A 25,144-nucleotide genomic window follows, 5' to 3' on the forward strand; every position below is an offset into this window, starting at 1 on the left:
TTCCGCCCACCCATGAGGGAGCGGACTCGCCACCGAGCATCATTGAAACGCGGGTGAGCCGCTCTGGCCGTCACCCTGTATTGCGTTGAGGAGTCATCATGGTCAAATCCTTCTTCATCACCGGCACCGACACCGACGTGGGCAAGACGCTGGTCGCCCGCACCTTGCTGCGGGAACTCGCCGCCCAGGGCCTCTCATGCGCCGGTTACAAGCCCATCTCGGCGGGCTGTGCCCGCACCGCCGAGGGGCTGCGCAACCAGGATGCCCTGCTGCTGCAGGCCGCCGCCAGCCTGCCGCTGCCCTACGAGCTGGTCAATCCCTTTGCCTTTGAACCCCCGATCGCGCCCCATATCGCCGCCCGCGAGGTGGGGGAGTCCATCCCCCTGAGCGGCTTGTCGGCAGGTCTGCGCAACATAGAGCAGGCGGGGGCCGAGCTGGTGATCGTCGAGGGGGCGGGGGGGTGGTTCCTGCCGCTGGACAGAACCTATCTGCTGTCGGACTGGGTCAGGCAGGAGAATCTGCCGGTGATCGTGGTGGTGGGGGCCAAGCTCGGTTGCCTCAACCATGCGTTGCTCACCTTCGCCGCCATTCGCAACATGGATCTGCCGATCGCGGGCTGGGTGATCAATCGGCTGGATGATCGCATGAGCCACTATCAGGAGAATCTGGATACTCTGAGGGGCTTGCTACCGGCGCCATTTTTGGGTGAAATACCCTTTGTAAACAATCCACTCGAAGCTGACTTGCGCGGGTGTCTCGATATTTCTCCTCTGCTCTGAACCCGACATTCAGCAAACATTCATCGGATCTATCTATTATCTGGAGCTGGTGTGGTATCGGGCTGGCAGCGAATTGGCCCGGACCACGCATCTATATCTCACAAGGAGTCAATATGAAGCGAATTATGCTATTCCTGGTGACCAACCTGGCCGTCATGCTGGTGCTGGGGGTGGTACTCAATATCCTGTTCTCGGTTCTGGGGATCAACAAGTCCAGCATTTCCGGTCTGTTGGTGTTCTGCGCCGTGTTCGGTTTTGGGGGTTCCTTTATCTCCTTGCTGATGTCCAAGTGGATGGCCAAGCGCAGCTATGGTGTCCAGGTCATCGAGCAACCCCGTAACGAGACCGAGCACTGGCTGGTGAGCACAGTGGCTCGTCAGGCTCGCGAGGCAGGCATCAAGATGCCGGAAGTGGGGATCTACGACTCCCCCGAGATGAACGCCTTCGCCACCGGTGCCCGCCGCGACGATTCGCTGGTGGCCGTCTCCTCCGGCCTGCTCTACAGCATGAGCCGCGACGAGGCGGAAGCCGTGCTGGCCCACGAGGTGAGCCACGTGGCCAACGGCGACATGGTGACCCTGACCCTGATCCAGGGGGTGGTGAACACCTTCGTGATGTTCTTCGCCCGTATAGTGGCCGGCGTCATCAGCAACTTCTTCAGCTCAAGCAACAGCGAAGAGAGCAGCAGCTCCGGTGGCTTCGCCTACATGATCACCGTGTTCGTGCTGGAGATGGTGTTCGGGGTACTGGCCTCCATGATCGTCATGTGGTTCAGCCGTCAGCGCGAGTTCCGCGCCGACGCCGGCGCCGCCAAGCTGGCCGGTCGCGACAAGATGATTGCCGCGCTGCAGCGCCTCTCCCGCGGTGCCGAGCCGCAGATGGAAGGCACCATGATGGCCTTTGGCATCAACGGCAAGCGTTCCGTGAGCGAGCTGTTCATGAGCCACCCGCCCATCGAGCAGCGCATCGCCGCCCTGCGCGGTTAAGCGTATCGCCATCAAAAACGGCTGCCCTTGGGCAGCCGTTTTGCTTTCTGGGGCACATAGCCCTCGCATCCCCCCCTTATCGGGGTCCGATCACCAGATCGGTCAGCGGCACGGCGCAGCAGGTGAGGATCTTGCCCTCGGCCCGCTCGGCGGCGGTGATGGCTGGCGCCTCCGGGTGATCCACTTCCCCTTCGATCAGGGTCTGCTTGCAGCTGCCGCAGATGCCGGCGCGGCAGCTCCAGGGCAGCTCCACCCCCTGCTTGTGGGCCTGATCCAGTATGGTGCCCTGATTGTTGCCCGTAAAACTCTGCTCGCCGATGCGCAGCTGCACCGCCTGGTGGGGACGGGTCACCGAGAGGATGGCGCCGCCGAAGCTCTCCTGCCGGATGCGCTCGGCGGCCACCCCCAATTCACGTAACTGCTCGACTGCCTCGCTCATAAAGCCGTGGGGGCCGCACAGGAAGACGTCCCGCGCCAGCAGACCCTTGACCTGCGCGAGGTGCACCTTGCCGAGGCGCCCGCTCATGCCCTGCCAATGGCCATCGGGCTGACTCAGGATCAGGGTCAGCTGCATGCCGGCCTGACTCATGGCGTGCAGTTCGGCGGCGGCCGGGATGTCGGCCTCGCTGCGGCACAGGTGCATAAAGTGCATATCGTCGAGTTCGTGTCTGAGATGCAGGGTGCGGGCGATGGAGAGCATGGGGGTGACGCCGGAGCCCGCCGAGAGCAGCAGCAACTTGCGCTCGGTCCCCAGGTGGAAGTCACCGGCGGGAGGGGCGGCCAACAGGCGGTCACCGACCTTGAGCTGGCTGTGCAGCCAGGGGGAGATACGGCCATCGGCCAGCTTCTTGACGCTGATGCCGTAACGCTCAGGCCTCTCCGGGGTGGAGCTCAGGGTATAGCGGCGCTGTTGCCTTTCCCCCTTGATGTCGAGGCTGATGGGCAGGTGCTGGCCCGGCAGATAGTCAGGCAACGGCTCGCCGTCGGCGGCCTCGAACCAGAAGGTCTCCAGATCCCGGGCCAGGGGCTCGCGGGCGACGCAGACCAGCGCCCGCTTCTTCGGCGCCGCATTGGGGTAGACGGGGGGGCGGGTGCTTTCCAGTACCTCGATCTCGCTGCCTGCCTCAATCCAGCCCTCGTTCAGCGCCACCAGATTCTGGCCGAAATAGACCTCGCCATCTTGGCCACGGCGGTAGCGGGTGAGGGTGGCCAGTGGCTCTTTCAGGGCGTTGAAGCGATCCGTGCCCGCCTCCACCGTGGTCATGATGCAGCGGCTGCAGGGCTTGGCCACCAGAAACTCCACCTCGCCGATGCGGATCCGCTTCCAGCCATCCTCCTCGAAGGGGCGGGTGCCGCTCGCCACCAGGTTGGTCCTGAACTGGCTCATCTGGTGCAGGGCATCGGACCTCAGGTTGAGGTCATCGAGCGAGGCCTGGCTGATCAGCAGCAGGGGATAGCCGTCGGCAAAGCTGACCCGGGTACCGGTTTTCTCCCGAAAGCGGTCAGAGGTTTCGCCGAGCCAGAGCAGGCGAACCGGCTCCCCCGCCACCCGGCTCAGCCAGGCATCGGCCTGAGCGTGGGTGTGCAGAGCATGGAAGCTGTCGCCCCAGACGCCGGTGGCCTGCGGAGCCCGGCTGAATGCCTGCTCCTGCAGGCTGAGGGGATCCAGGCCCGGGTAGCGCAACTGCAAGCCGCCGTCGACGGCGGCGGCCACCACCAGCTGTAGCTGGGGATGGGTGCGGGCCGTGATGAAGCTGCCATCCGGTTTGACCACCATGTAACGGCGATCGCCTTTCAGGCCCTCTTCGGTCACCAGGGCGCGGGTCAGTGGCATGCCTGCGGTCGATTTGATGGGATAGAGATGAATGCTGTCGAGCCTTGGCATGTCCGGGTCCTTGTTGGTCGAGAGAGAGCACAGTGGCGACTCAGGTCCGGCCAGGATCGCGCGACGATACCCGAGCGGAGCAGGGAGTGCAGAGAGGAAAGATGTTAACCGGCTTGAGGGCTGTCACCAAGCCCCGCGATGACCGCTGGCGCCAGGTGAGGGGGATGGTGGCGACCGGCAATAAAAAGCCCGGCATACAAGCCGGGCTGGGGGATAAGTTGCTTATCCGGGTATTCGTCGAGGCGTCTAATGTGGATGTTGTTTGAGGATGTCGTATATCTCCTCTTTCAGTTTAAGTTTCTGTTTTTTCAGATCCTTCACCTCGGAGCTGTAATCGCTGGCGTGATGCTTTTCCAGTTTTCTAATCTCCTCATCCAGGTCGTTGTGCAAGTCAAACTTCTTCTGGAAATGGACATCACTGCTCTTCAGTTTAGAGATGAGATCTCTGTACTCTGGGAACATGTAATGGAGCCTCCTTTGTTTCGTTTGATTGTGCCTTGACCTTCAAACTACCCCTAACCCCGACGAAGAAATGTGATCCGCTTCAAATTCGGCGCCAATGGATCTTAGCCCGCCTCTGCAGTTTTTTAACTAATTGAATCACAAGCAGATAAGGGGCTTATGAGTAAGGGGGAGTGCGTTAAATCGGGATTGGCGTCACGTTTGTGACCAAGGGATGACAGTCACGGACAGCAAAAAGGGGCCAAAGGCCCCTCGTTGCAACGCAGACGCGTTTTACTCTTTTTTCTTTTTCTTCTCGGGCAACGGCTGGCCGTCGCGGGCGATCACCTTGCCCACCTCGAAGCCAATCTGCGCCGCCAGCTCTTCCAGATCCGGCGCCTTGGCCTCGTCGCCGATGGCGTACTGGTAGTTGGCGATGGTGATCTTCTCGGCCACCGGGGTGCCGGGGACTATGGGCTCACGCCAGCCCTGACCCACATGGGCGACCAGGGTGCCGTTCATGATGAGCTCGCCGACGATCTCTTGGGTGGGGGTGCCCTTGCCGTAGGTGAGGGCCTGGGGATGTTTCTTGCCGACCAGGGGCTCCGTGCTGGCATGCATCAGCTTGGTGCGGATCAGCCACTTGGGATCCTTGGTCTTGCCGACCGCCTTGCCGGTCTGGTACTCGTTGATCTTGATGGTCTTGATCATCTGAGCCATGAATTCCTTGGTCAGCGCCTTCTGCGCCTCGTTGGTCTCATCGATGGCGATGGGAGCCACGTACCAGGTTTGGGGGGCGGGTGCCTTGGGGGCTTTGGGCGCGGTCTGCGCCATGGCCAGTGGGCTGAGCAGGAGGGCTGCCAACAAGAGTCCTATTTTCTTCATCATGATTCCGCTTATGATTCCACAGGTGTTTCGACAAGGATTTTGTTTTGCCAGCGGCGACTGCGCCAGCGCCAGAACATGGCCAGACCGCGCACCCATTCGTCACAGGCGAGCGCCAGCCAGATGCCTACCAGGCCATAGCCCTGCATGATACCAAGGAAATAGGCGAGGGGAACGGCAATCCCCCACATGGAGAGGAGCGCCATGTAGAGCGGGAAACGGGCATCCCCGGTGGCACGCAGGGCGTTGATCACCACCAGGTTGAAGGTGCGGCCGGGTTCGAGGATGAGGCTGATGAGAAACAGCTGTGCCACCTGGGTGATGATGTCGGCATCGTCGGTGAACAGGCTGATGATGGCGCGGCCGTTCAGGGCCGCGGCGATGGCGATCAGGGTGGTGACGATGAGCCCGAGCTTCAGGCTCTTCATCAGCTGGTTGTAGGCCTGCTCGAAGCGGCGAGCCCCGGCCAGATGGCCGATGATGATCTCGTTGCCAAGGCCGATGGAGAGGCCGAACAGCAGGATGAACAGGCAGATCTGGAAGAAGTAGGACTGGGTCGCCAGCGCCTTGTCGCCGAGCAGGCCGACAAAGGCCGTCACCACCATGAACTGCAGCATCCAGGAGAGGTTCTCCCCCGCCGCCGGCAGGCCGATGTGCAGCACCTTGTCCAGCATGACCTTGCTTGGCCGTAGGATCTCCGGCAGCCGCAGCCGGATGCCGGTCTTGCGTGCCACCAGCCACACCAGCAGCACCACGCCGACGATGCGTCCCGCCACCGTGCTGATGGCGACCCCGGCCACTCCCAGTTGCGGCAGGCCGAACCAGCCGTAGAGCAGCAGCAGGTTGCCGACGAAGGTGATGAGGTTGACGATGAGGGTCACGTACATGGCCTGACGGGTGTGGCCATGGGCGCGCAGGGTGGCAGCCAGACAGAGCGCTGCCGCCTCCGGCAGAAGACAGAGGCCGATGATCTGTAAGTAAAGAGTGGCGTCGCCCATCAGGTTGGCGGGCAGGTTCATCAGCGCCAGCATGGTGCTGGCCCCGGCGATGACCCCCACCGCCGCCACCAGTCCCACCAGCAGGTTGAAGCCGATGGCGGTGTGGATCACCACCCGGGCTTTTTCCTTGTCACCGGCTCCCAGATACTGGGTGATCACCACGCTGGTCCCTATGCTGACGAAGCTGAACAGGGTGATGGCGAGATCGAACACCTGGTTGCCGACCGCGAGCGCCGCCACCCCCTGATAGGAGACGTGTCCCACCATGAAGGTATTGAGGGCCCCGGTCAGGAAGTGCAGGGCGAGATCGATGAACAGTGGCCAGGTCAGGGAAAAGAGGGAGCCCGGGCCTGTGTGGGGTTGAGTCTGCATGGGATGTCCAAATAGGGAGGATGGCGTTCGTCAGCACCATCTGGACGGGCATTTAACACCAAGAGCCTGAGCTGTGCAATGGATGATCCGGTCATCCCGATCCGGTGTGGAGCAGGATGGCCGGACCACGGCTCAGGCTGGGGGCGAGCCCGCCTCCTGTCCGCTCGACAGAGTGAATCGACGGTGCCGAGTTCGGCTGCATCTCATCCCTATTCAGGCAGGAGTGGCACCCGCCTCCTGCTCGCTCGGCAGGGTGAGCCGCGCCGAGTCCGGCAGCGTCTCATCCTGGGGCCAGCGGGAGAGCAGGGTATCAGTGGTGCTCTCCACTACCTCGTCATCCTTGAACACAGGCTCCCGGTAGCAGCGGGTCATGCGCAGCGCCTGATACATGTCGGGACAGAGGGTGATCCCCTCGTCGCCGACCCGGATCCCCGCCTGCTTGAGCCACTGGCTCATCTGGCCGTGGCGACCGGCCATCACCATGTGGATGCCACGCCGCTTGAGCTCCTTGTGCAACTCACCCACCATGCTCATCACGCTGATGTCCTGATGGGTGAAGCAGGCGACGGCGTCGATCACCAGGCACTGAGGGCTATGGGGATCCTGCACCAGCAGCGCCAGTACTCGCCGCTTGAAGTAGGGGGCGTTGAAGTAGGTAAGCGGCGAGTTGAAGCGATAGACCAGGGTGCCGGGGATGGCCTTGGCCTGCTCGTTGTCTCCCAGAGTGCGCACCACCCCCTCGTCATCCATGCCGAGCAGTTGATCCGTCGGTCGCATCACGTTGCGCAGGAACTGGAACAGGCCCAGCAGGACGGCGAGGGTGATCCCCGGGATCACCCCCATGGTCAGCACGCTGACGAAGGTGATGAGGGCGAGCCAGAAGGCGGCTCTGTCCGAGTGACGCAGCCCCCAGAGGCCGCGAAAATCGGTCAGCGACAGGGAAGCCATCACCAGCACTACCCCGAGGGCGGCGGTGGGGATGTATTGCAGCGGTGCCGTCAGGTAGAAGGTGACCAGGGCGATGACGAGGGCGGCGATGATGGAGACCAGCTGGCTCTTGCCGCCGTTGGCGTCGTTGACTGCGGTGCGCGAATCGGCGCCGCTGATGGCAAAACCCTGGGAGAGGGCCGAGGCCAGGTTCGCCATCCCGAGCGCCCGGAACTCCTTGTCCGCATCGATCTCGTAACCGTTCTTGGCGGCGAAGCTGCGGGCGGTGAGCATCATGGAGACGAAACTCACCATGGCGAGGTTCAGGGCCGGCAGCACCAGCTCACGCATCAGGCCGGGGGGAAACTCCGGCATCTGGAAGTCGGGCAGGCCGGAGCCGATGGCCCCCAGGGTGGCGATGTCGAAGCGGGCGAGATCCAGCGCCCATACCAGCGCCGCCGTCACCACCATGGCCACCATGGAGGAGGGCCAGGATGGCTTGAAACGCTTGGCGAGCAGCAGGGTGAGCAGGGCCGTCAAACTCATGGCCAGGGTCGGCAGGTGGGTCTGGGTAATGTAGTCGGTGCCATTCAAGATCCGCTCTATCAGGTAACGTTCGCTGAAAGTGAAGCCGAAGATCTTGGAGAGCTGGCCCACCATGATGGTGATGGCCACCCCGTTGAGCAGTCCCATCAGGATGGGGCGGGAGAGAAAGTCCGCCAGCACCCCCAGCTTGAAGCGGCTGGCGATCAGGCACCAGAAGCCGGTCATGGCGGTCATGGTCATCACCAGTTGCCACTGGCGGGTGGCGTCCCCTGCGGCGAGCGGCGTCACCACGGCGGCGATCACCGCGCAGGTGGCGGCGTCCGGGCCGACGATGAGCTGGCGGGAGGTACCAAACAGGGCGTAGACCAGCATGGGTAGGATGCAGGAGTAGAGGCCGACGATGGCGCCGACCCCGGCGAGCTCCGCATAGGCGATGGCCACGGGCAGTGCCACGGCGGCCACCGACAGGCCTGCGCGAAGGTCCGGCACCAGCCAGGCCCGCTGATATTGCAGCAGGGCGGCGAGGCCCGGCAGCCAGCGTTCGAGAGAGAAGAAGTCGCGCATTATTTAACCCATTGAGTTATAAACAGCTTTTGGCTCTAGTGTGCCCAAGGTTGTCGAAGCATTGCAACGCCGTTATGGCCAGGTCACCGCAAGGTCGGGCCAGATGGCCTGCCAGCCCTTGTCGAGGACGCGCCGCACGAACACCTGGCTCTCCTGGCGGCATCTGGGGTTGGCGTCCACCCGCAGTGACCAGTTATGACCAAAGCCATAGGGTGCCAGCCATTCGAACTCGTCACTGGGCAGTAACCTGACCCCGATGCAGGTGGGGATCTCCACCCAGTGGCTGAGGGCCGACAGCGAGCTGACGAAGGGGGGCACCTGCTGCCGCACATGCATGCGGGCCTGGTTGCGCACCTCCCAGCACTGAGCCGGCAATCGGGCCGCAAGCCAAGCCTCGTGATCGGCCTCCGCCAGCCCTTGGGGATCACTGGCATCCAGATAGATGAGGTCGATGTCGTTGAGGGGGGTCGGCTCGGACTTGTGGTGCAGATGATCCCAGACAAGGTTGCGCACGAAACCGGCACCCAGCGCCCAGTCGGGCAGGGCCAGCGCCCGTGCCGCTCGCAGGCAGGCCATGCGCGTTGAGTCGGCCCGCAGCAAGGCTTCGGTCTGTGCCTGCAGCAGTTGCTCCGTCACCGCCTCCGGCCCGGTTTGCGTCGGGATCCGCAGTTGCGCCTCAGTTTCCATTGCGGCGCAGCCAGACGTCGATGTAGCTGCAGGTGGGGATGATGGTCAGCCCCTCTGCCTGGCTCCAGTCGTAGAAGCTGCGCGCCAGCCGATCGGCGATCCCTTTCCCCCTCAGTTCCGAAGGAACCTGGGTGCTGTAGGCCTCGACGGTGCCGGCATCCAGTCGGCGATAGGCGAGGCGGGAGAGCTGGCCGTCCACCACGCAGACGAACTGCTGCTGGTCGGGCTGATGAAGGATGTCACTCATGTTGGCTCCTGAAACGATGAGAAAAATGATCAGAGCATGCTGGCGACACTTTGCCAACCGGGCTTTTTGCCCGTCCGCCGCTTTGTCGGCGAAGGGTGCTCCCTTACACTGGCTCCGCCTGCAAATGGCCGATAGCCCAAGGTATAGAACAGTTAACAGAGGATGGATCCCATAATGGCCTTCGCCACCCTGGATGCCCTGATAGGCAATACCCCGCTGCTGCGGTTGCAGCGCATCAATCCCCACTCCGGGGTGACCCTGCTGGTGAAGCTGGAGGGCAACAACCCCGCCGGCTCGGTCAAGGACAGGCCGGCGCTGAACCTCATCAAGGCGGCGGAGGCGAGTGGTCACTTGCAGCCTGGGGCCCGTCTGATTGAGGCCACCTCAGGCAACACCGGCATCGCCCTGGCCATGGTGGCGGCGGTGCGGGGCTACCGGATGCGGCTCATCATGCCGAGCACCATGAGCCAGGAGCGGCGCGATGCCATGCAGGCCTATGGCGCCGAGCTGGTGCTGGTGGACGATGCCATGGAGGGGGCGCGGGATCTCGCCCTGGCCATGCAGGCGCGCGGCGAGGGGCTGGTGCTGGATCAGTTCAACAACCCGGCCAACCCGGATGCCCACTATCTGTCGACCGGCCCCGAGATCTGGCACCAGAGCGAGGGGGCAATCACTCACTTCGTCTCCGCCATGGGCACCACCGGCACCATCATGGGGGTCTCCCGCTACCTCAAGGAGCAGAACCCGGCCATCGAGGTAGTCGGCCTGCAACCGGCAGAGGGGAGCCAGATCCCGGGGATCCGCCGTTGGCCCGCCGCCTACCTGCCCGGCATCTACGAGCCGGCGCGGGTGGATCGGGTGCTGGACGTGACGCTCGACGAGTCCCTGGCCATGATGCGCCGACTGGCGCGCGATGAGGGGATCTGTTGCGGGGTCAGCTCGGGGGGCGCCGTCGCCGGTGCCCTGCGGGCAGCGGCCGAGCTGGAACAGGGGGTGGTGGTGGCCATCATATGCGATCGGGGGGATCGCTACCTCTCCACCGGGGTATTCAGCGACGTCCCCTGATCCCTCGCGCCATCCTCCGGGAGTCCATGCCCGTCCCGGACTGGCATGGGACGAGATCTTGTGCTGTACCAGACCAGCTGATTAGGACGTTATTCCCACAACTGTTCCAGCAGCGCCAGCAACTGCTCCCTGTCGGCATCCTTGCGGTTGTAGAGCAGGGCGCCGTCGTTGATGGCGAGATCCCGGATCTCGGTGAGCACGGATCTGTCTGTCACCCCCGCCTCCGCCAGGGTGCGCGGCAGCCGCACCGCCTGCCACAGGCTGTCGCGCAGGGCACAGATCGCATCGAGGCTGGCCTGCGGTCGCAGGGCGGCCGGGGTGGCGGCGAAGCGCTCGGCCCCCACCAGTGGCAGCAGCAGGCGGGCCAGCTCCGGGTCTATCTCGGGCCTGTTGTAGTCGAGCACAGTGGGCAGGAAGAGGTTCATGCACAGGCCGTGGGGCAGGTGGCAGCGGGCCCCCAGGCTGTGGCCGAGGGCGTGCACCAGCCCCACCATGGAGTTGGAAAACGCCATGCCCGCCATAGTGGAGCCTTCCGCCAGTTGCAGCCGCAGCTGGCTGTCTTCCGGCTGTGCCAGCACCAGGGGCAGAGCGCTGGCTATCTTCTCCACCGCCCCCAGGGCCAGGGCGTCACTGACCGGATTTCGGGCGTTGCCGATGAGGGCCTCGATGGCGTGGGTCATGGCATCCATGGCGGTGGCGGCGGTGATGGGCAGCGGCAAGCCCCGGGTGAGACGCGGGTCCAGCACCGCCAGCCGGGGCAGCAGGAAGGGGGAGGTGAAGGGCACCTTGCGCCCGCTCCCTTCATCCCTGATCACCGCCACCTGGGTGACCTCGGAGCCCGTGCCCGCGGTGGTCGGCACTACCGCCAGTGGCTTGAGCGGCCGGGTCAGGCTGTCGGCCCCGGCATAGTCCAGCAGCCGGTTACCCCCCAAGGTGGCGAGGATGTTGACCGCCTTGGCGGTGTCGATGACGGAGCCGCCGCCGAGGGCCACCAGACTGTCGCAGCTCTGCGCGTTATAGTGGGCGGCGATCTGCTCCACCACGGCGGTGGAGGAATCCGCCGGGATCTCGTCCCAGCTGGCGGCTATCGGCAGCCCCCCTTCGGCCAGCAGCCGGGTCACCAGAGTGGCGAGCCCGCTGCCGCTGACCCCCTTGTCGGTGAGCAGCAGCGGGCGAGTCGCCCCCAGCGCCAGCAACTCCCCAGCCAGCTGCTCCAGTGCCTGCTCCCCCGCCATCAGCTTGACCGGGCAGAAGAAATCGTAATAGCGGCTCATCTTGTTCATCCTCGTGTTCAACCGGTCAACAGACCCAGGTAGATGCGGCCCGCGCGGCTCAGCTTGCGAGACGGATTGGGATAGTGGCGCAGCAAGGGCCGCACCATGAAGGCGGGCAGGATCAGGGCCTGCAACTGTTCCAGCACGCGCACCAGATGCATGGCGACCACCAAGTCTCCCTCCACCAGCAGCCGGTTCTCGCAGAAGGCCTGATTGATGCCGAGTCGAAAGCTCAGCACCCGAAAGGCGATGGCCGGATGCTTGAAGCACACCCGCAGCGACTGTCCCTTGCCGCCACTCTGGTGAGGAGGGCCGCAGCGCCAGCCGTCGGCGGCCTTGTGGATGAGCAGCCCCGGGGGGAGGCCGAACACCTCAAGCCGGATGAGCAGTCCCTCCGGCAGGGGGGCCAGCTCGCGGCGCACCGCCTCGTCGATCCGGGCGGCGCGGCACAGGGTTCGGCCGATGATCCAGAGCAGGGCGATGATCCAGCCGCGGCGTCCGGCGGCGAGCAGGGTATCAAGCATCATCTAGGGTCCCCGAAATGGCAGACCAGAACAGGGCGAAGGCGCTGGCTTGCCAGTGAGAGTCTTGCCCGAGCTCAGGACTGTCGACAAACAGCGAGGCGCAGGCCAGAAACTGGCTCTGACACACCTCCAGCATCAGGGCCTCGGGGGCCGGCATCAGCTCGCCGCTGGCCTGGCCCTGGCTCAGCAGGCGCGGCAGGAAGCGCAGTGTCTCCCCCAGGATCTGGCTGCGCAGCGGCCGCGCCAGCAGGGGGGAGTGGAAGAACCCCAGCACGAACTTGAGCTCGTGGGGGTGGGCCTGCATCCAGCCCATCGCCTGGCGCCAGTAGTGGCGTGCCTGCTCCTTGAGGGGCAGGGCGGGATCCGCCTCGCTGATGGCGGCGCCTAGGCGCTGTTTGACGTCCTGATAGAGCTGCTGGATCAGCAGCTCCTTGCTCGGAAAGTGATGAAACAGGGTACCGTTTGCCACCCCGGCGGCCCGGGCGATGCGGGCGGTGGCGGCGCCCTGCAGGCCATCCTCGGCGCACAGGGTGAGGGCGGCATCCAGGATCTGGCGGCGCTTGTCGGTCATGGGGCTCTCCTAGCGCAGCAGCAGGGTCATCATCAGCCGCTGATACCAGCGCCGATAGGGGGGATGGACCAGGGAGCCGGTGCTGAACTTGCCACGGCGCAACACCGTCTTGGCCTTGGAGAAGGTGAGAAAGCCCTCGTGGCCGTGGTAGTGCCCCATGCCGGAGGCGCCGATGCCGCCGAAGGGGGCATCGTCCGCCGCCACCTGGAACAGGCTCTCGTTGATGGCCATGCCGCCGGCGTGGGTCTCCCGGATGAGCCGCGTCTGCAGCGCCGGGTCCAGGCTCATCAGATAGAGCGCGAGGGGGCGGGGCCGCGCCGCTATGTAGGCGAGCGCCTCGTCGAGGCTGTCATAGGGGACCAGCGGCAACAGCGGGCCGAAGATCTCCTGCTGCATCAGCTGGCAGTGGGCGGGCACCTCGGTCAGCAGCTGGGGGGCCAGCCGCCGGCTGGCGTCATCCCGGGCCGGGGTGGCGCAAGAGTGTACCTCTGCCCCCGCCTGCTCGGCCTCGGTCAGCCAGTCGATGAGGCGTTGATACTGCTGAGCGTTGATGATGGCGCCATGGTCCGGACTCTCCAGCCCCTTGGGATAGAGGCGATGGAAGTGGTTGCGATACGCCTCGATGAAGGCCTGCTCCTGCCCCCGTGGCAGCAGCACATAGTCGGGGGCCACGCAGATCTGGCCGGCGTTCAGGCTCTTGCCGAAGATCATCCGCTCCACCGCCAGGGTCATGGGCATGTCGGGGGCGATGAGGCAGGGGCTCTTGCCACCGAGCTCCAGGGTGAGCGGGGTGAGCTGGGGGGCGGCGGCAGCCATCACCAGCTTGCCCACGGCGGTCGAGCCGGTGAACAGCAGATGATCGAAGGAGAGGGCGCTGAAGGCGGCCGCCAGCCTGGCATCCCCCTCGATGACGAGCACCTCGTCGTCGGTGAAGGCCTGAGCCAGCAGGCTGCGCAGCACGGCATTGGTATGGGGGGTGAACTCGGAGAGCTTGAGCATGGCGCGGTTACCGGCGGCGATGGCGCCGATGAGGGGGCCGAGGCTCAGCATCACCGGGAAGTTCCAGGGCACCATGATGCCGACCACCCCGAGCGGCTGGTAATGCACCTCGACCCTGGCGGGGGCCAGCAGCAGTCCGGCGTGGCGGCGTTGGGGTTTCATCCAGCCCTTAAGCCGCTTGAGGCTGTAGTTGATCTGCATGACGCAGGGCAGGATGTCGGCGATCAAGGAGTCATAGTCGCTGCGCTGACCATAGTCCTTTGCCAGGGCCTCGCACAGGGGCTGTTGATGGGCGAGCAGGGCGCGCTTGAGTTGCAGCAGTCGAGTGCGACGCTCATCCAGGCTCGGCATGGGATGGGCCTGGTAGGCCTGCTTGAGGCGGAGCAACTGCCCGGGCAGGGAGAACTTGTCGGTTGAGGACTGCATTCGTATCGCTTCCATGGCATTCTCCGCTCGAAAAATGGCCGACTGATTAGTCGGTCTGACTCTAACGCCTTGTTGCCACATTGTAAATACCCTCTCCGGGGCCAGGGTGTGGGTCGGGTCAGGGGCCTTGGAAACTGTGCTCGGCGCCACAGTTCCAGGGGATCTCGATTGGTGGTTTATCCAACAAGGGGTAGTTTTTAGTTATCAACTACATGGAGAGCAGCATATGACCAGGGAACTGCACAGCCTGTTGGCCCGGCTGGACGATGTGATCGAGCGGATGCCGGAGTGCTTCAACACCTATGAGTTCGCCCAGAAGCTGGCGTCGCGGCATCAGCGCGAATATTTCGCCGCGGGCCACTCCCTGGCCGAGCAGGAGAAGAACCTGTTGCGGCTGCTCCATGAGAAGATTGCCGAGGCGCTGGCCACCAGCGGCGGGGTGATCGAAGGGGCCCTGTTGCCCTGCGTGACTCCCTGGGGCGAGCGGGCTGTCTCACCGCGCTGGCACCGCAAGCACTGAGTCGGTGAACATCCAATGGAAAAAGGCCCGTCGGGGCCTTTTTCGTTATCAAGCTTTCGTCTTCAAGCAATGGCTATTGCGTCAGGCGCCTGGCCTGCCAGTAGCGGCTGTTCCAGTAGACGTTGTCGAGCCGGGAGCGGATCACCCCCTTGCTGGTGGAGGTATGGATAAACTCCCCCGCCCCGGTGTAGATACCGACGTGATACTGTTGCCAGCCGGTTTTGAAGAACACCAGATCGCCATATTGCAGGCGGTAGCGATCCACCGGCTTGCCGAGGTTGGCCTGGGATTCGGTGGTCCTGGGCAGCTCGAATCCCAGCACATGCTGGTAGGCGAGCTGGGTGAAGGCGGAGCAGTCGAGGCCGGCTCTGTCCGTGCCGCCCATGCGATAGGGGACGCCGCGCCACTGCTGGTAGAAGCCATCGAAGGCGCCACTCTGGCGCGGGGGCGGCGGCTCGGGCGTGCTGGAGCAGGCGGTGATCAGCAGGGCCAGCAGGGGCGGCAACAAGGTGCGAAACATCGGAACTCCTTGATAGGACACGCGACTTATCATAGCCAGTGTTGCTGCCTGGAACCTGAATGCCGATAACATAATTGCCCGCCTCGCGCAGAAAAGGGGCTGCTGACAGCCGGCTATTCAGCCGGCCGCCTTGGGTTCTATCAGTGGTGTGAGCAGCTCGGCGAGCTTGTAGAAGGTCTGCACCCTGGTCGTGCTGGGGCGCCACACCAGGCCAATCTCGCGGTAGGGTTTCTCTCCCGGCAGGGGAATGGCCACCAGATCCGAGTTGTCGAGAATGCCCGCATCGATGGCCATCTGCGGCAAGAAGGTAGTGCCAAGGCCGGCACCCACCATCTGCACCAGGGTGTGCAGGCTGGTGGCGGCGAAGGGGTTGATCTTGCTCTTGTCTCGCAGCCGGCAGGCGCTCACCGCATGCTCGGTCAGGCAGTGCTCCCGCTCCAGCAGGAAGATGCTCTGATTGGGCAGCTCCTTATAGTCGAACGGCATGTGCAGGCCCGCCGCCATGTGGGACGGCATCACCATGTGGAAGGGATCTATGCCCACCATCTTGCTGTGAAAACCGCCGATCTCCACCGGCAGCGCCAGGATCAGCAAGTCGAGCTGACCCTGCTCCAGCTGCTTGAGCAGGTTGGTGGTGGTGTCTTCCCGCAGCAGCAGCTCCAGCTCGGGATACTCTTTGCCGCACACCTGCAGCAGCTTGCTGAGCAGGAAGGGGGCTATGGTGGGGATGCAGCCGAGCCTGACCGTGCCGTGCATGACGCCGCCCTGCTGCTGGCCGAGTTCCATCAGATCCCGGGCGTCGGACAGCAGGTTGCGGGCCCGCGCGACTATCTCCATACCGACCGGCGTCATGATGAAGCTCTTGTGATCGCGCTCCACCAGCTGCAGATTGATCATGTCTTCCAGAGTCTGGATCCCGGTACTCAGGGTGGACTGGCTGACATGGCAGGCCTTGGCGGCGCGGTTGAAGTTCTTGTGCTCATCGAGAGCGACCAGATATTGCAGCTGTTTCAGGCTGGGCCAACGTTGCATAAGGGGAACCCGATCGTTGCTATCTATTTGATTTCATTAATCTACCATTGGGAGCGCAATTTGTCGCCGTGATTAGGCGCGCGCCTCGCGCATGGCAGTGTGTGTGAGTCATCCCGCAAGCGGCTGAAATGATGAGAATTACCTGCCCGGAGGCAGAGCCGCTCTGGCAGCTTATCTCCTTCTCCTGCGCCGTTGAAGCGCCCCGGTGAGGGGATGTGATGGGGATCTGCATAGTGCTTATGGCGCCGCATTCAGCCCAGGCTATCAGGCCGCTACCGGCATAAAAAAACGCGCCGGCAGGCGCGTTTTTGCTGGGTGCAGACAAGGGTTGCCTAGTCGTCAAAGATACCGAAGTGATCCTTGGCAAAGTTGACCCGCTGCTCCACGTTCATCTTGACCTGGCCGAGCTTCTCGATGGTCTTGAGGTTAGGCACCAGGCCACGGCCGTTGGCGATCTGGATGGCGAGACCGGGACGGGCGTTGAGCTCCAGCAGCATGGGGCCACGGAACTTGTCGAGCACCATGTCGGTGCCGATGTAGCCGAGGCCCGACATCTCGTAGCAGGAGGCCGCCAGCGTCAGCAGTGTGTCCCAGTGGGGCACCTTGAGATCGTAGAGATCGAGGCCGGTATCCGGGTGGTGGCGCAGCGGGTTGCCAAATTGCACCGCCCGCAGCGCGCGGCCGGTACGCAGGCACAGACCCACCCCCACGGCGCCCTGGTGCAGGTTCGCCTTGCCGTCGGAAGCGGCGGTGGAGAGGCGCATCATGGCCATCACCGGGAAGCCCTTGAAGATGATCACCCGGGCATCGGGTACCCCTTCGAAGGAGTAGCCGTCGAACACGTCATCGAAGTTGATGAGGCCTTCCACCAGCGCCACGTCGGGCTTGCCGCCGAGGGAATAGAGACCCGCCAGGATGTTGGAGACATGACGCTCCAGATCCTGACCATTGCTGGCGCTGCCGTTGGGTTTGTAGAACAGGCCGTCTTCCTGGCGCAGGATCACCAGGATCCCCTTGCCGCCGGAGCCGCGGGCCGGTTTGATGCAGAAGCCAGGCCAATCCTTGACCAGCGTCGTGATCCGGGTCACGTCGTGTTGCTCGCGGATGGTGCCGATGAGTTCCGGCACCGTGACCCCTGCATCCAGCGCGATGCGCTTGGTCTGCAGCTTGTCATCCACCAGCGGGTAGAGGCTGCGCGGGTTGTAACGGCTGATGTAGGAGTGGTTGCGCTTGTTCATGCCGAGGATGCCTGCCTGGGACAGGCTCCACGGACTGGTGTATTTCTGCCAGAACCACATCTGTTACTTGTCCTTACCCGGGGTACTGCCGGACTTCATCTCGTCCACCAGCGGCTTGAAGCGCTTGAGTTCGCTCAGCTTGTAGCCGGTGTAGTTACCCATCAACAGCACGGTCGCCATCAGCACCAGCTGCAGACCGAGGAAGTTGAAGGTCAGGTGACGGATCAGCTCGTTATCCATGGCCAGGTAGGCGATCACCGCCACCAGCAGGGAGCCGCCACCCTGGCGCACTACCTCTTTGGGACCCTCTTCTTCCCACAGGATGGACATCCGCTCTATGGTCCAGGAGAGGATGATCATCGGGAAGAAGGTGATCTTCATGCCGTCGGTCAGACCCAGCTTGAAGGCCAGGGCGGAGAAGACGCCGATCATCGAGATCACCATGATGATGATCGCCGATATTCGGGCCACCAGTAGCAGGTTTAGCCGCGACAGGTAGGATCGGATGATAAGGCCGGTGCCGACGATCAGCAGGAAGCCCACCAGACCTGTGATGAGCGAGGTCTGGATGAAGGCGACCGCGATCAGCACCGGCATGAAGGTACCCGAGGTCTTGATACCGACCAGCACCCGCAGGAACACCACCATCAGGACGCCGATGGGGATCAGCAGCAGGCCCTTGAACAGCGCCTGTTCTTCCAGCGGCAGGCTGTGGATGGAGAAGTTCATGATCTCGGACTTCTCGAACTTCTGCGCCAGCGCCACGTTCACCGGTTGCTCCTGCTCGATCATCGAGAAGGTCACGCGGGAGTTGTGGCCGCCGGTCACGTCCAGCAGGGCACCTGAGTTGTATTCCCACAGCAGCAGATTGGCCGGTTGCCCCTGCTCACCGGTCTGCGGGTTGAACAGCTTGTAGTCGGTCGGGCTGTTGAATACCTGCAGATAGTCAATCAGCTCCTGGCGACGGCGACCGTCTTCCAGGTTGAGGGCATGCACCACCCGGGCAGGGACTTCGGCGTTGTTGAGCAGCTCGGCGATCAGGTTGGCACGGCTCTTGTGCGATTTCAGCAACTCGGCGTTCTGCTCCTGCTTCTCGATCTCCTTGATGATCTCGCGCGTCAGGGTGTAGCCATCGGCGGAACGCTCCTGGGCGCGCTCGAGGATCTGCTTCATCGCGGTGGCGTAAGGCTCACTCTCGATCTGCTTCTCGATAGCCGGGGGCTGAGGATTGGCGGCCGGTTTGGCATTGGCGTCGGCCATCATGTCAACCCGGTAGTAGAGCTCCTGGCGGCCGGAGGCGGTGCGAATGGACCACTCGGCGCGGGCGTCACCGTCCTTCTCGACAAACGACAGGCCGTAGCCCGGGCTGGCGGCGTTCTCGTTCATCAGGGTGAAGTTGGGCTGAGTGCCCGGGATGGCGAGGGAGGCGATGACCGGCTCGCCGGTCGCCTCGAATTCGAGCTTGGCTTCGATAGACCAGATCTGACGTTTCTCGCCCGGCGTGAGCGGCACGTCCAGCGCGACATGGTGATAAAACGTCATTCCCAGGCCGACAATGTACAGCAGGGCGACCAGCAAATAGAACGGCTTACGGGAAACCATGGATTATTTTACATCCTTGAGCTTGGGTTTTGGTTGGATATATTCGCGGGCCACGTCGACCACGGCGATGTCCTTCAGGAATTCACGGCCCAGCAGCACGGGGAAGGTCATGTCGCTGCGATCTTTCAAGGTAAATTCGGCCTTCTCGGTCATGTCGCCGATGCGGACCGTGAGGCGTACCACCGGACGGCGGTCGAGATCGTCGGCGGAAGCCTGACGCACCCGCACATGGCGCACCAGCGGCGCTTCGATCTGGATCTTGTCGTCCATCTCTTGATGGCTCAGGAAGAAGCGCACCCAGTTCTTGCCGTTGCGCTCGAAGATGGTGATCTCCTGGGCGCTGATGGAGGAGGTGGTGGCACCGGTATCGACCCGCGCCTGGAAGGCGTCGTTGGCGGCATCCACCCAGATCCACTCGGCTTCACCCACCAGCAGCTTGCCATCGACGGTGTGACCCTGGCTCGGGGCCGCGCACTTCTCTGTCGGGATCACCATGGGCTTGGGTGGCTCGGGTGGCAGGGTAGACAGCTTGCTGTCGACTTTATTCACGGACTCTTTCATGTTGGTGACATCGGTGTTGAGCTGAACCAGCAGGTGCTGTTGCTGCACATACTGCTTCTGTTGCTGTTCCATGGATGTTTGCAGGCGTTGTTCGCTCAGGGCAATCTCGTTGCGAATCTCGGCCAGCGTCAGGGTCGGAACCGGAGGCGCTTTCTCCATACTGACACACCCGCCGAGACTGAGCAGGGAGAGCAGGGTCATTCCTTTTAATTTGCTTTTCATGTCATTCATTTAACTGTGCTTCCTGGAATTGGGTCAGTGTAACTTCCGCAGGCGCCATCGGCTAGTCTTTGGCCTTCCTGGCGATCAGTACGGCACGTTTGGGTGCCGGATATCCTTCCACCGTGAGTGCCGGATCTGCGGGGTCCAGGTAGTCACTCAGGGACTCATTAATCATCCAGTCTGTACGACGCTGTTCGTCGGTACTGGTCATATTCTCATCCACTATGCGCACGTCCTTGAAGCCACAGCGCTCGACCCACAACTTGAGCGCCGCGCTGGAGGGAATGAACCAGACGTTGCGCATCTTGCCGTAACGGTCGGTGGGCACCAGCACCTCGTTCACGCCGCCGTCGACCACCAGGGTCTCCAGCACCAGCTCGCCATCGTCCTTGAGCTGGTTGCGCAGCTGCTCGATGTGCTCGATGGGGGACTTGCGGTGATAGAGCACCCCCATGGAGAAGACGGTGTCAAAGGCCCGCAGCTCGGGCAGCTCCTGAATGCCGAGCGGCAACAGGTGGGCGCGCTGATCGCCTCCGGCGAAATGACGGATGGCCTCGAACTGGCACAGGAACAATGGGCTGGGATCGATGCCGACCGCGAGTTTGGCGCCGGCGCCAACCATGCGCCACAGGTGGTAGCCACTGCCACAGCCGACGTCCAGCACATAGCGCCCCGCGAGCGGGCTGATGTGGGGCAGTACCCGATCCCACTTCCAGTCGGAGCGCCACTCGGTGTCGATGTGGATGCCGTGGACGTGGAAGGGGCCCTTGCGCCAGGGCATGAACTGGCGCAGCAGGCTCTCGGTCTTCTTGCGTTCCCCCTCACCGAGGCTGTCGGCACTGCCGATCTCGACCCGATCGACCAGCTCGACCTGGCCGGGGACAATGCTCGGCAGCTTGTTGAGGGCACGGTTCCAGCGCGGCAGATCCCCGTGCAGGTTGTCATGTTGCCAGGCGTGCAGCTGGGCGGGCAGGGTGTGCAGCCAGTGGCTCAGCCGGTTCTTGGCGATCAGTTGGTAAAAATTGGCGAAGTCGATCATGGCTTATTGGGCGTCGCAGGCTTTGATGGCAATCATGGAGCCGAAATTGAAGCACTGGAACCAGAGATCCTGGTGGGCGAAGCCGGCGTCTTGCAGGCGGGCCTGATGGACCGCCAGCGTGTCGGTGCGCATCACGTTCTCCAGCGCATTGCGCTTCTGGCTTATTTCCAGTTCGCTGTAACCGTTGGCGCGCTTGAAGTCCAGGTGCAGGTCGATGAGCAGCTCGTTGACCTGGGCATCCTCGAAACGGAACTTCTCGCTCAGGATCAGGATGCCGCCCGGGCGCAGGCCGTCATGGATGCGTTTGATGAGGGCGGCCCGTTTCTCGGGCTCGACGAACTGCAGGGTGAAGTTGAGCACCACCACGGAGGCGTTGTCGATGGTGATGTCACAGATGTCCGCCTCGATGAGCTCCACCGGCACCTCTGACTTGAAGCCCGACAAATGGGCACGGGCCCGCTCTATCATGGGGTGGGAGAGGTCGACCGCGGTGATGGCGCAACCCGACTGGGTCAGGTTGCGGCGCATGGCCTGGGTGGCGGCACCGAGGGAGCAGCCAAGGTCATAGAGACGGCTGTCTGGCTGGGCGTAGCGGGCGGCCATCATGCCGATGGCGGAGATGATGTTGCTGTAGCCCGGTACGGATCGCTGGATCATGTCGGGGAAGACATCGACGACCTGTTCATCAAAACAGAAATCCCCAAGGCGAGCGATGGGGGCGGCAAAAATCTGGTCTTTGGTCTGCATGCTGGCGCAACCTGACAGCCGGTACAAGGGCCGGCTGTTTTGTTCAATGGAATCTTGGCTGGACGCTCATCGACAGGGCGTCGTCACCGGTTTGCAAACGGATGGCGGCCTTGAGATCCTTCGAGCCTGCCCCGTTCGAAACGGGCCATCGTCCTGGCCCTTTCTGTTGGACCGCATTGCCTGTTGCAACTTATTGCAACGGACTAATGCCCTGGCCCTTGTTGGGGACCGCCCCCTTTGTTGCAAACTGTTGCAACGGACGAGTGTCCGGGCCCTTATGTATGGGGCGCTAGTGTAGTGGATTGACTGGCGTTTGTCTTGACGCCAGGCCTGCCCTAGCCACAAAAAATCGGCTTTTTTTATGGCAAGCTGATGGTGGGCTAAAAGTTCAGCAGGCCTTGGTGCGCGCGATCGTTTTCCCCCGGCCAGGGGGCCATTTGGTGGCCGAGCAGACGGCTCACCTGGCGGGCCAGTTCCGGTGCCTGCACGTTGTCGGCGCTATGAATGAAGAGGTAGAGATCCTTGCCCTCGGCCAGCCACTGTTGCCAGTGAGGCAGCCAAGGGGGAAGGAAGGGGTGATTGTCCTCGGGGTGTGGAAGCCCGATAAGGCGCACCACGGGGGCATTGGCTGTGGCGAGCAGGTGCACCGGCAGCCTGGGTTTCTTGCCCTGGGCGTCAATCATGGCGGCCGTGGTGGCCTGCACCGAGAACAGCGGCCGGCTGTCGAGCATGATGCGGTTGACACCCCGCTCCATCAGCAGCCGATTGAGGGCACGCTCCACCTCGCCCTTGGCGAAGAAATCGGGGTGACGCACCTCGAGGGCATAGGTGAACTCCCTGGGCAGGCGCTCGAAAAAGGCGGCAAGGCGCGGCAAGCCGGCGGGGCCGAAGCGGGCGGGCAACTGCAACTTGAGCAGCCCCAGCTTGTCGTGCAGCGGGCCGAGCAGGCGGATGAAGTTCGTCACCTGCTTGTCGGCACTCACCAGGTCGCTCTGGTGGCTGATGGTCTGCGGGAACTTGAAGCTGAAGCGAAAGTGGGCGGGCACCGCATCGGCCCAGCGCTGCACCGTTTCCGGGGTGGGGGAGGCGTAGAAGGTGGTATTGCCTTCCACCGTGTTGAACACCTCGGCATAGTGGGCGAGGTGGTCGGCGGGCTTGGCATTGACTCCCAACAGCTGACCGGGCCAGGCCGAATGTGACCACTGCGGCAGACCCAAATAGAGGCTCATTACGGCTCCTGTCGGCGGATTTATCTTGTTTTGCTCTGCTTTTTGCGCCAGGACAAGAAAAAACAGGGCAAAGGAGGCTGCGGGCTATTTTACCCAAATAGGGGTTTTCCTCTATAATGCCAACCCTTTTGTTTGCCAATTTGTTGTGCCTCATGGGGTCGTGCGCCTATGGTGGCGACGATGGCGGCCATGAACTGGCTAAACAACGATGCTTGCCGATGTCCTCGCTCCGGCTCTTTGGCCCCTTACCGGTCACGCAGGGCGAGCCAACATGGGTGGCAAATCGTGGCGGCAAGCCTCCGGCTCAGAGGAGCCAGAGGGTACGAGATTGATTTCAAACCGGGTAAGAAGCAGGATCTGGCCAGCTGTGAGACAGGCGGTGCTTGCCAGTCGTGCCCGGCGACCCAAAACCGTCTCTCTACCATTTCGAAGGAAGAAGTCCATGCGCTCTATCTATTGCGGACAGGTCAATGAGGCCCATGCCGGGCAGACCATTACATTGTGCGGTTGGGTCCATCGTCGTCGTGACCTGGGCGGTCTCATCTTTATCGACATGCGCGACCGTGAAGGGATCGTGCAGGTGTTCTTCGATCCGGACAAGCCGGACGCCTTCGCCCTGGCCTCCGAGCTGCGTGGCGAGTTCTGCATTCAGGTGACCGGCGTGGTCCGCTCGCGCCCCGAGTCCCAGCGCAACAACGACATGGCCACCGGTGCCATCGAGGTGTTCGCCCACGAGTTGACCATCATCAACCGCTCAGAGCCCTTGCCGCTCGACTTCAACCAGACCAACAGCGAAGAGATCAGCCTCAAGTACCGCTATCTGGATCTGCGTCGCCCCGAGATGGCCAAGTACCTGAAGACCCGTGCCAAGGCCAGTGCCTTCGTGCGCCGCTTCATGGACGAGCAGGGCTTCCTCGACATCGAGACCCCGATGCTGACCAAGGCCACCCCGGAAGGGGCCCGGGATTATCTGGTGCCGAGCCGTGTCCACAAGGGCAAGTTCTACGCGCTGCCGCAGTCCCCGCAGCTGTTCAAGCAGTTGCTGATGATGTCCGGCTTCGATCGCTACTACCAGATCGTCAAGTGTTTCCGCGACGAAGACTTGCGCGCCGACCGTCAGCCTGAATTCACCCAGATCGACGTGGAGACCTCCTTCATGACCGCACCCCAGGTGCGCGAGCTGATGGAAGAGATGATCCGCCAGCTGTGGCAACACGTGCTGGCCGTGGATCTGGGCAACTTCCCGGTGATGACCTTCGACGAAGCCATGCGTCGCTTCGGCTCTGACAAGCCGGATCTGCGCCTGCCGATGGAGTTGGTGGACGTGGCCGATCTGCTGACCGAGGTGGAGTTCGCGGTGTTCGCCGGTCCGGCCAAGGATCCAAAAGGCCGCGTGGCGGCCCTGAAGGTACCGGGCGGCGCTGAGCTGTCCCGCAAGCAGATCGACGAGTACACCAAGTTTGTCGGCATCTACGGTGCCAAGGGCCTGGCCTGGATGAAGGTCAACGCCGCTGCCAACGGCCTCGAGGGCGTGCAGTCTCCGGTCGCCAAGTTCCTGTCTGACGAGATCGTGCGCGAGATCCTGGCCCGCACCGGCGCGGCCGACGGCGACATCCTCTTCTTCGGCGCCGACAGCAAGAAGGTGGTGTGCGATGCCATCGGCGCCCTGCGCCTGAAGGTGGGTCGCGATCTGGGTCTGGTGGAGCAGTGCTGGAAACCGCTGTGGGTCATCGACTTCCCCATGTTCGAGGAAGACAGCGAAGGCGGCCTGGCGGCCATGCACCACCCCTTCACCGCCCCGAGCAACCTGGGCCCGGACGAGCTGAAGGTCAACCCGCTGGGTGCCTACGCCAACGCCTACGACATGGTGATCAACGGCTACGAAGTGGGTGGCGGTTCTGTACGTATCCACAACAGCGAGATGCAGTCCACCGTGTTCGACATCCTGGGGATCACCCCGGACGAGCAGCGCCTGAAGTTCGGCTTCCTGCTGGATGCGCTGAAATACGGTACCCCGCCGCACGCCGGTCTGGCCTTCGGTCTGGATCGTCTGAGCATGCTGCTGACCGGCACCGACAACATCCGCGACGTGATCGCCTTCCCGAAGACCACAGCCGCCGCCTGTCTGATGACAGACGCCCCGAGCTTCGCCAACCAGGCCCAGCTGACCGAGCTGGCCATTGCGACCGTTGCCAAGGCCGAGGCTGAGGCTAAAGCCTGAGAACATGCTTAAGACCGGGTCGCTGCGCGGCCCGTAT

General features: G+C 63.1%; 24 protein-coding genes. 5 read left to right on the top strand and 19 right to left on the bottom strand.

Going from position 1 to position 25,144, the window contains the following annotated elements; all coding sequences use genetic code 11:
* Positions 1-98 precede the first annotated feature (98 nt).
* Together bioD and htpX are read left to right on the top strand one after the other, a co-directional pair.
* Complete coding sequence (gene bioD, locus LG30_RS0103240; RefSeq protein WP_033129278.1) at positions 99-779, top strand: dethiobiotin synthase; 681 nt, start codon at positions 99-101, stop codon at positions 777-779.
* Between the two features lie 113 nt (positions 780-892).
* Positions 893-1,765 (top strand): protease HtpX, encoded by an 873-nt coding sequence (gene htpX, locus LG30_RS0103245; RefSeq protein ID WP_033129279.1) that lies wholly within the window; start codon positions 893-895, stop codon positions 1,763-1,765.
* Positions 1,766-1,841: 76 nt separating this feature from the next.
* Here htpX and LG30_RS0103250 read toward each other — a convergent pair whose 3' ends face one another.
* From LG30_RS0103250 to LG30_RS0103280, 7 genes are all read right to left on the bottom strand, one after another.
* Positions 1,842-3,650, bottom strand: coding sequence for an MOSC N-terminal beta barrel domain-containing protein (locus tag LG30_RS0103250; RefSeq protein WP_033129280.1), 1,809 nt, complete (start codon positions 3,648-3,650; stop codon positions 1,842-1,844).
* Between the two features lie 246 nt (positions 3,651-3,896).
* Entirely contained in the window at positions 3,897-4,112 is a 216-nt protein-coding gene (locus LG30_RS0103255; RefSeq protein WP_033129281.1) for an HP1242/YdcH family protein, read from the bottom strand.
* Positions 4,113-4,385: 273 nt separating this feature from the next.
* Complete coding sequence (locus LG30_RS0103260; RefSeq protein WP_033129282.1) at positions 4,386-4,976, bottom strand: hypothetical protein; 591 nt, start codon at positions 4,974-4,976, stop codon at positions 4,386-4,388.
* Positions 4,977-4,987: 11 nt separating this feature from the next.
* Positions 4,988-6,346: an MATE family efflux transporter gene (locus LG30_RS0103265; RefSeq protein ID WP_033129283.1), complete on the bottom strand. Its 1,359-nt coding sequence runs from the start codon at positions 6,344-6,346 to the stop codon at positions 4,988-4,990.
* 213 nt (positions 6,347-6,559) lie between these two features.
* Positions 6,560-8,383 (bottom strand): SulP family inorganic anion transporter, encoded by a 1,824-nt coding sequence (locus tag LG30_RS0103270; protein WP_033129284.1) that lies wholly within the window; start codon positions 8,381-8,383, stop codon positions 6,560-6,562.
* 72 nt (positions 8,384-8,455) lie between these two features.
* The gene (locus LG30_RS0103275; RefSeq protein WP_238566374.1) at positions 8,456-8,959 is read right to left on the bottom strand and encodes a nucleotidyltransferase family protein; all 504 of its coding nucleotides are present in this window, start codon (positions 8,957-8,959) and stop codon (positions 8,456-8,458) included.
* A gap of 100 nt (positions 8,960-9,059) precedes the next feature.
* Positions 9,060-9,317 (bottom strand): GNAT family N-acetyltransferase, encoded by a 258-nt coding sequence (locus LG30_RS0103280; RefSeq protein WP_033129286.1) that lies wholly within the window; start codon positions 9,315-9,317, stop codon positions 9,060-9,062.
* Positions 9,318-9,479: 162 nt separating this feature from the next.
* Here LG30_RS0103280 and cysM point away from each other — a divergent pair, with 162 nt between their 5' ends.
* Positions 9,480-10,382 carry a cysteine synthase CysM gene (cysM, locus tag LG30_RS0103285; protein WP_033129287.1) on the top strand — a complete coding sequence of 301 codons (903 nt, stop codon included), beginning with the start codon at positions 9,480-9,482 and terminating at the stop codon, positions 10,380-10,382.
* 89 nt (positions 10,383-10,471) lie between these two features.
* On the opposite strand, the gene LG30_RS0103290 is transcribed toward cysM, so the two are convergent.
* The 4 genes from LG30_RS0103290 to LG30_RS0103305 are packed head-to-tail and all read right to left on the bottom strand — an operon-like array spanning position 10,472 to position 14,191.
* Positions 10,472-11,656, bottom strand: coding sequence for an iron-containing alcohol dehydrogenase (locus LG30_RS0103290; RefSeq protein ID WP_033129393.1), 1,185 nt, complete (start codon positions 11,654-11,656; stop codon positions 10,472-10,474).
* Between the two features lie 17 nt (positions 11,657-11,673).
* Positions 11,674-12,183 carry a hypothetical protein gene (locus LG30_RS0103295; protein WP_033129288.1) on the bottom strand — a complete coding sequence of 170 codons (510 nt, stop codon included), beginning with the start codon at positions 12,181-12,183 and terminating at the stop codon, positions 11,674-11,676.
* The gene (locus LG30_RS0103300; RefSeq protein WP_033129289.1) at positions 12,173-12,751 is read right to left on the bottom strand and encodes a TetR/AcrR family transcriptional regulator; all 579 of its coding nucleotides are present in this window, start codon (positions 12,749-12,751) and stop codon (positions 12,173-12,175) included. The genes LG30_RS0103295 and LG30_RS0103300 overlap by 11 nt, the downstream gene beginning before the upstream one ends.
* Before the next feature lie 9 nt (positions 12,752-12,760).
* Positions 12,761-14,191, bottom strand: a complete 1,431-nt coding sequence (locus LG30_RS0103305) for a coniferyl aldehyde dehydrogenase (protein ID WP_033129290.1) — start codon at positions 14,189-14,191, stop codon at positions 12,761-12,763.
* 211 nt (positions 14,192-14,402) lie between these two features.
* Between LG30_RS0103305 and LG30_RS0103310 the strand changes: the two genes are divergently transcribed.
* A complete protein-coding gene (locus LG30_RS0103310) occupies positions 14,403-14,696 on the top strand; it encodes a hypothetical protein (RefSeq protein ID WP_033129291.1) in 294 nt (97 codons plus the stop codon).
* Between the two features lie 73 nt (positions 14,697-14,769).
* Here the strand turns inward: LG30_RS0103310 and LG30_RS0103315 are convergent, their stop codons facing one another.
* From LG30_RS0103315 to LG30_RS0103350, 8 genes are all read right to left on the bottom strand, one after another.
* Complete coding sequence (locus LG30_RS0103315) at positions 14,770-15,216, bottom strand: C40 family peptidase (protein ID WP_033129292.1); 447 nt, start codon at positions 15,214-15,216, stop codon at positions 14,770-14,772.
* A gap of 117 nt (positions 15,217-15,333) precedes the next feature.
* Entirely contained in the window at positions 15,334-16,248 is a 915-nt protein-coding gene (locus tag LG30_RS0103320) for a hydrogen peroxide-inducible genes activator (RefSeq protein WP_033129293.1), read from the bottom strand.
* A gap of 332 nt (positions 16,249-16,580) precedes the next feature.
* A complete protein-coding gene (locus LG30_RS0103325; RefSeq protein WP_033129294.1) occupies positions 16,581-17,546 on the bottom strand; it encodes an alpha-L-glutamate ligase-like protein in 966 nt (321 codons plus the stop codon).
* Positions 17,547-17,549: 3 nt separating this feature from the next.
* Entirely contained in the window at positions 17,550-19,088 is a 1,539-nt protein-coding gene (locus LG30_RS0103330) for an inactive transglutaminase family protein (RefSeq protein ID WP_033129295.1), read from the bottom strand.
* A gap of 3 nt (positions 19,089-19,091) precedes the next feature.
* Complete coding sequence (locus LG30_RS0103335) at positions 19,092-19,880, bottom strand: ATP-dependent zinc protease family protein (RefSeq protein ID WP_033129296.1); 789 nt, start codon at positions 19,878-19,880, stop codon at positions 19,092-19,094.
* Positions 19,881-19,932: 52 nt separating this feature from the next.
* Positions 19,933-20,910 (bottom strand): tRNA 5-methoxyuridine(34)/uridine 5-oxyacetic acid(34) synthase CmoB, encoded by a 978-nt coding sequence (gene cmoB / locus LG30_RS0103340; protein WP_033129297.1) that lies wholly within the window; start codon positions 20,908-20,910, stop codon positions 19,933-19,935.
* A 3-nt stretch (positions 20,911-20,913) separates the two neighbouring features.
* The gene (gene cmoA, locus LG30_RS0103345; RefSeq protein ID WP_033129298.1) at positions 20,914-21,657 is read right to left on the bottom strand and encodes a carboxy-S-adenosyl-L-methionine synthase CmoA; all 744 of its coding nucleotides are present in this window, start codon (positions 21,655-21,657) and stop codon (positions 20,914-20,916) included.
* 380 nt (positions 21,658-22,037) lie between these two features.
* Positions 22,038-22,886 carry a DUF72 domain-containing protein gene (locus LG30_RS0103350; protein WP_033129299.1) on the bottom strand — a complete coding sequence of 283 codons (849 nt, stop codon included), beginning with the start codon at positions 22,884-22,886 and terminating at the stop codon, positions 22,038-22,040.
* 442 nt (positions 22,887-23,328) lie between these two features.
* On the opposite strand from LG30_RS0103350, the gene aspS reads away from it, so the two are divergent.
* A complete protein-coding gene (gene aspS, locus LG30_RS0103355; protein WP_033129300.1) occupies positions 23,329-25,107 on the top strand; it encodes an aspartate--tRNA ligase in 1,779 nt (592 codons plus the stop codon).
* Positions 25,108-25,144 lie beyond the last annotated feature (37 nt).

The organism is Aeromonas aquatica (assembly GCF_000764655.1).
GTDB lineage: Bacteria > Pseudomonadota > Gammaproteobacteria > Enterobacterales > Aeromonadaceae > Aeromonas > Aeromonas aquatica.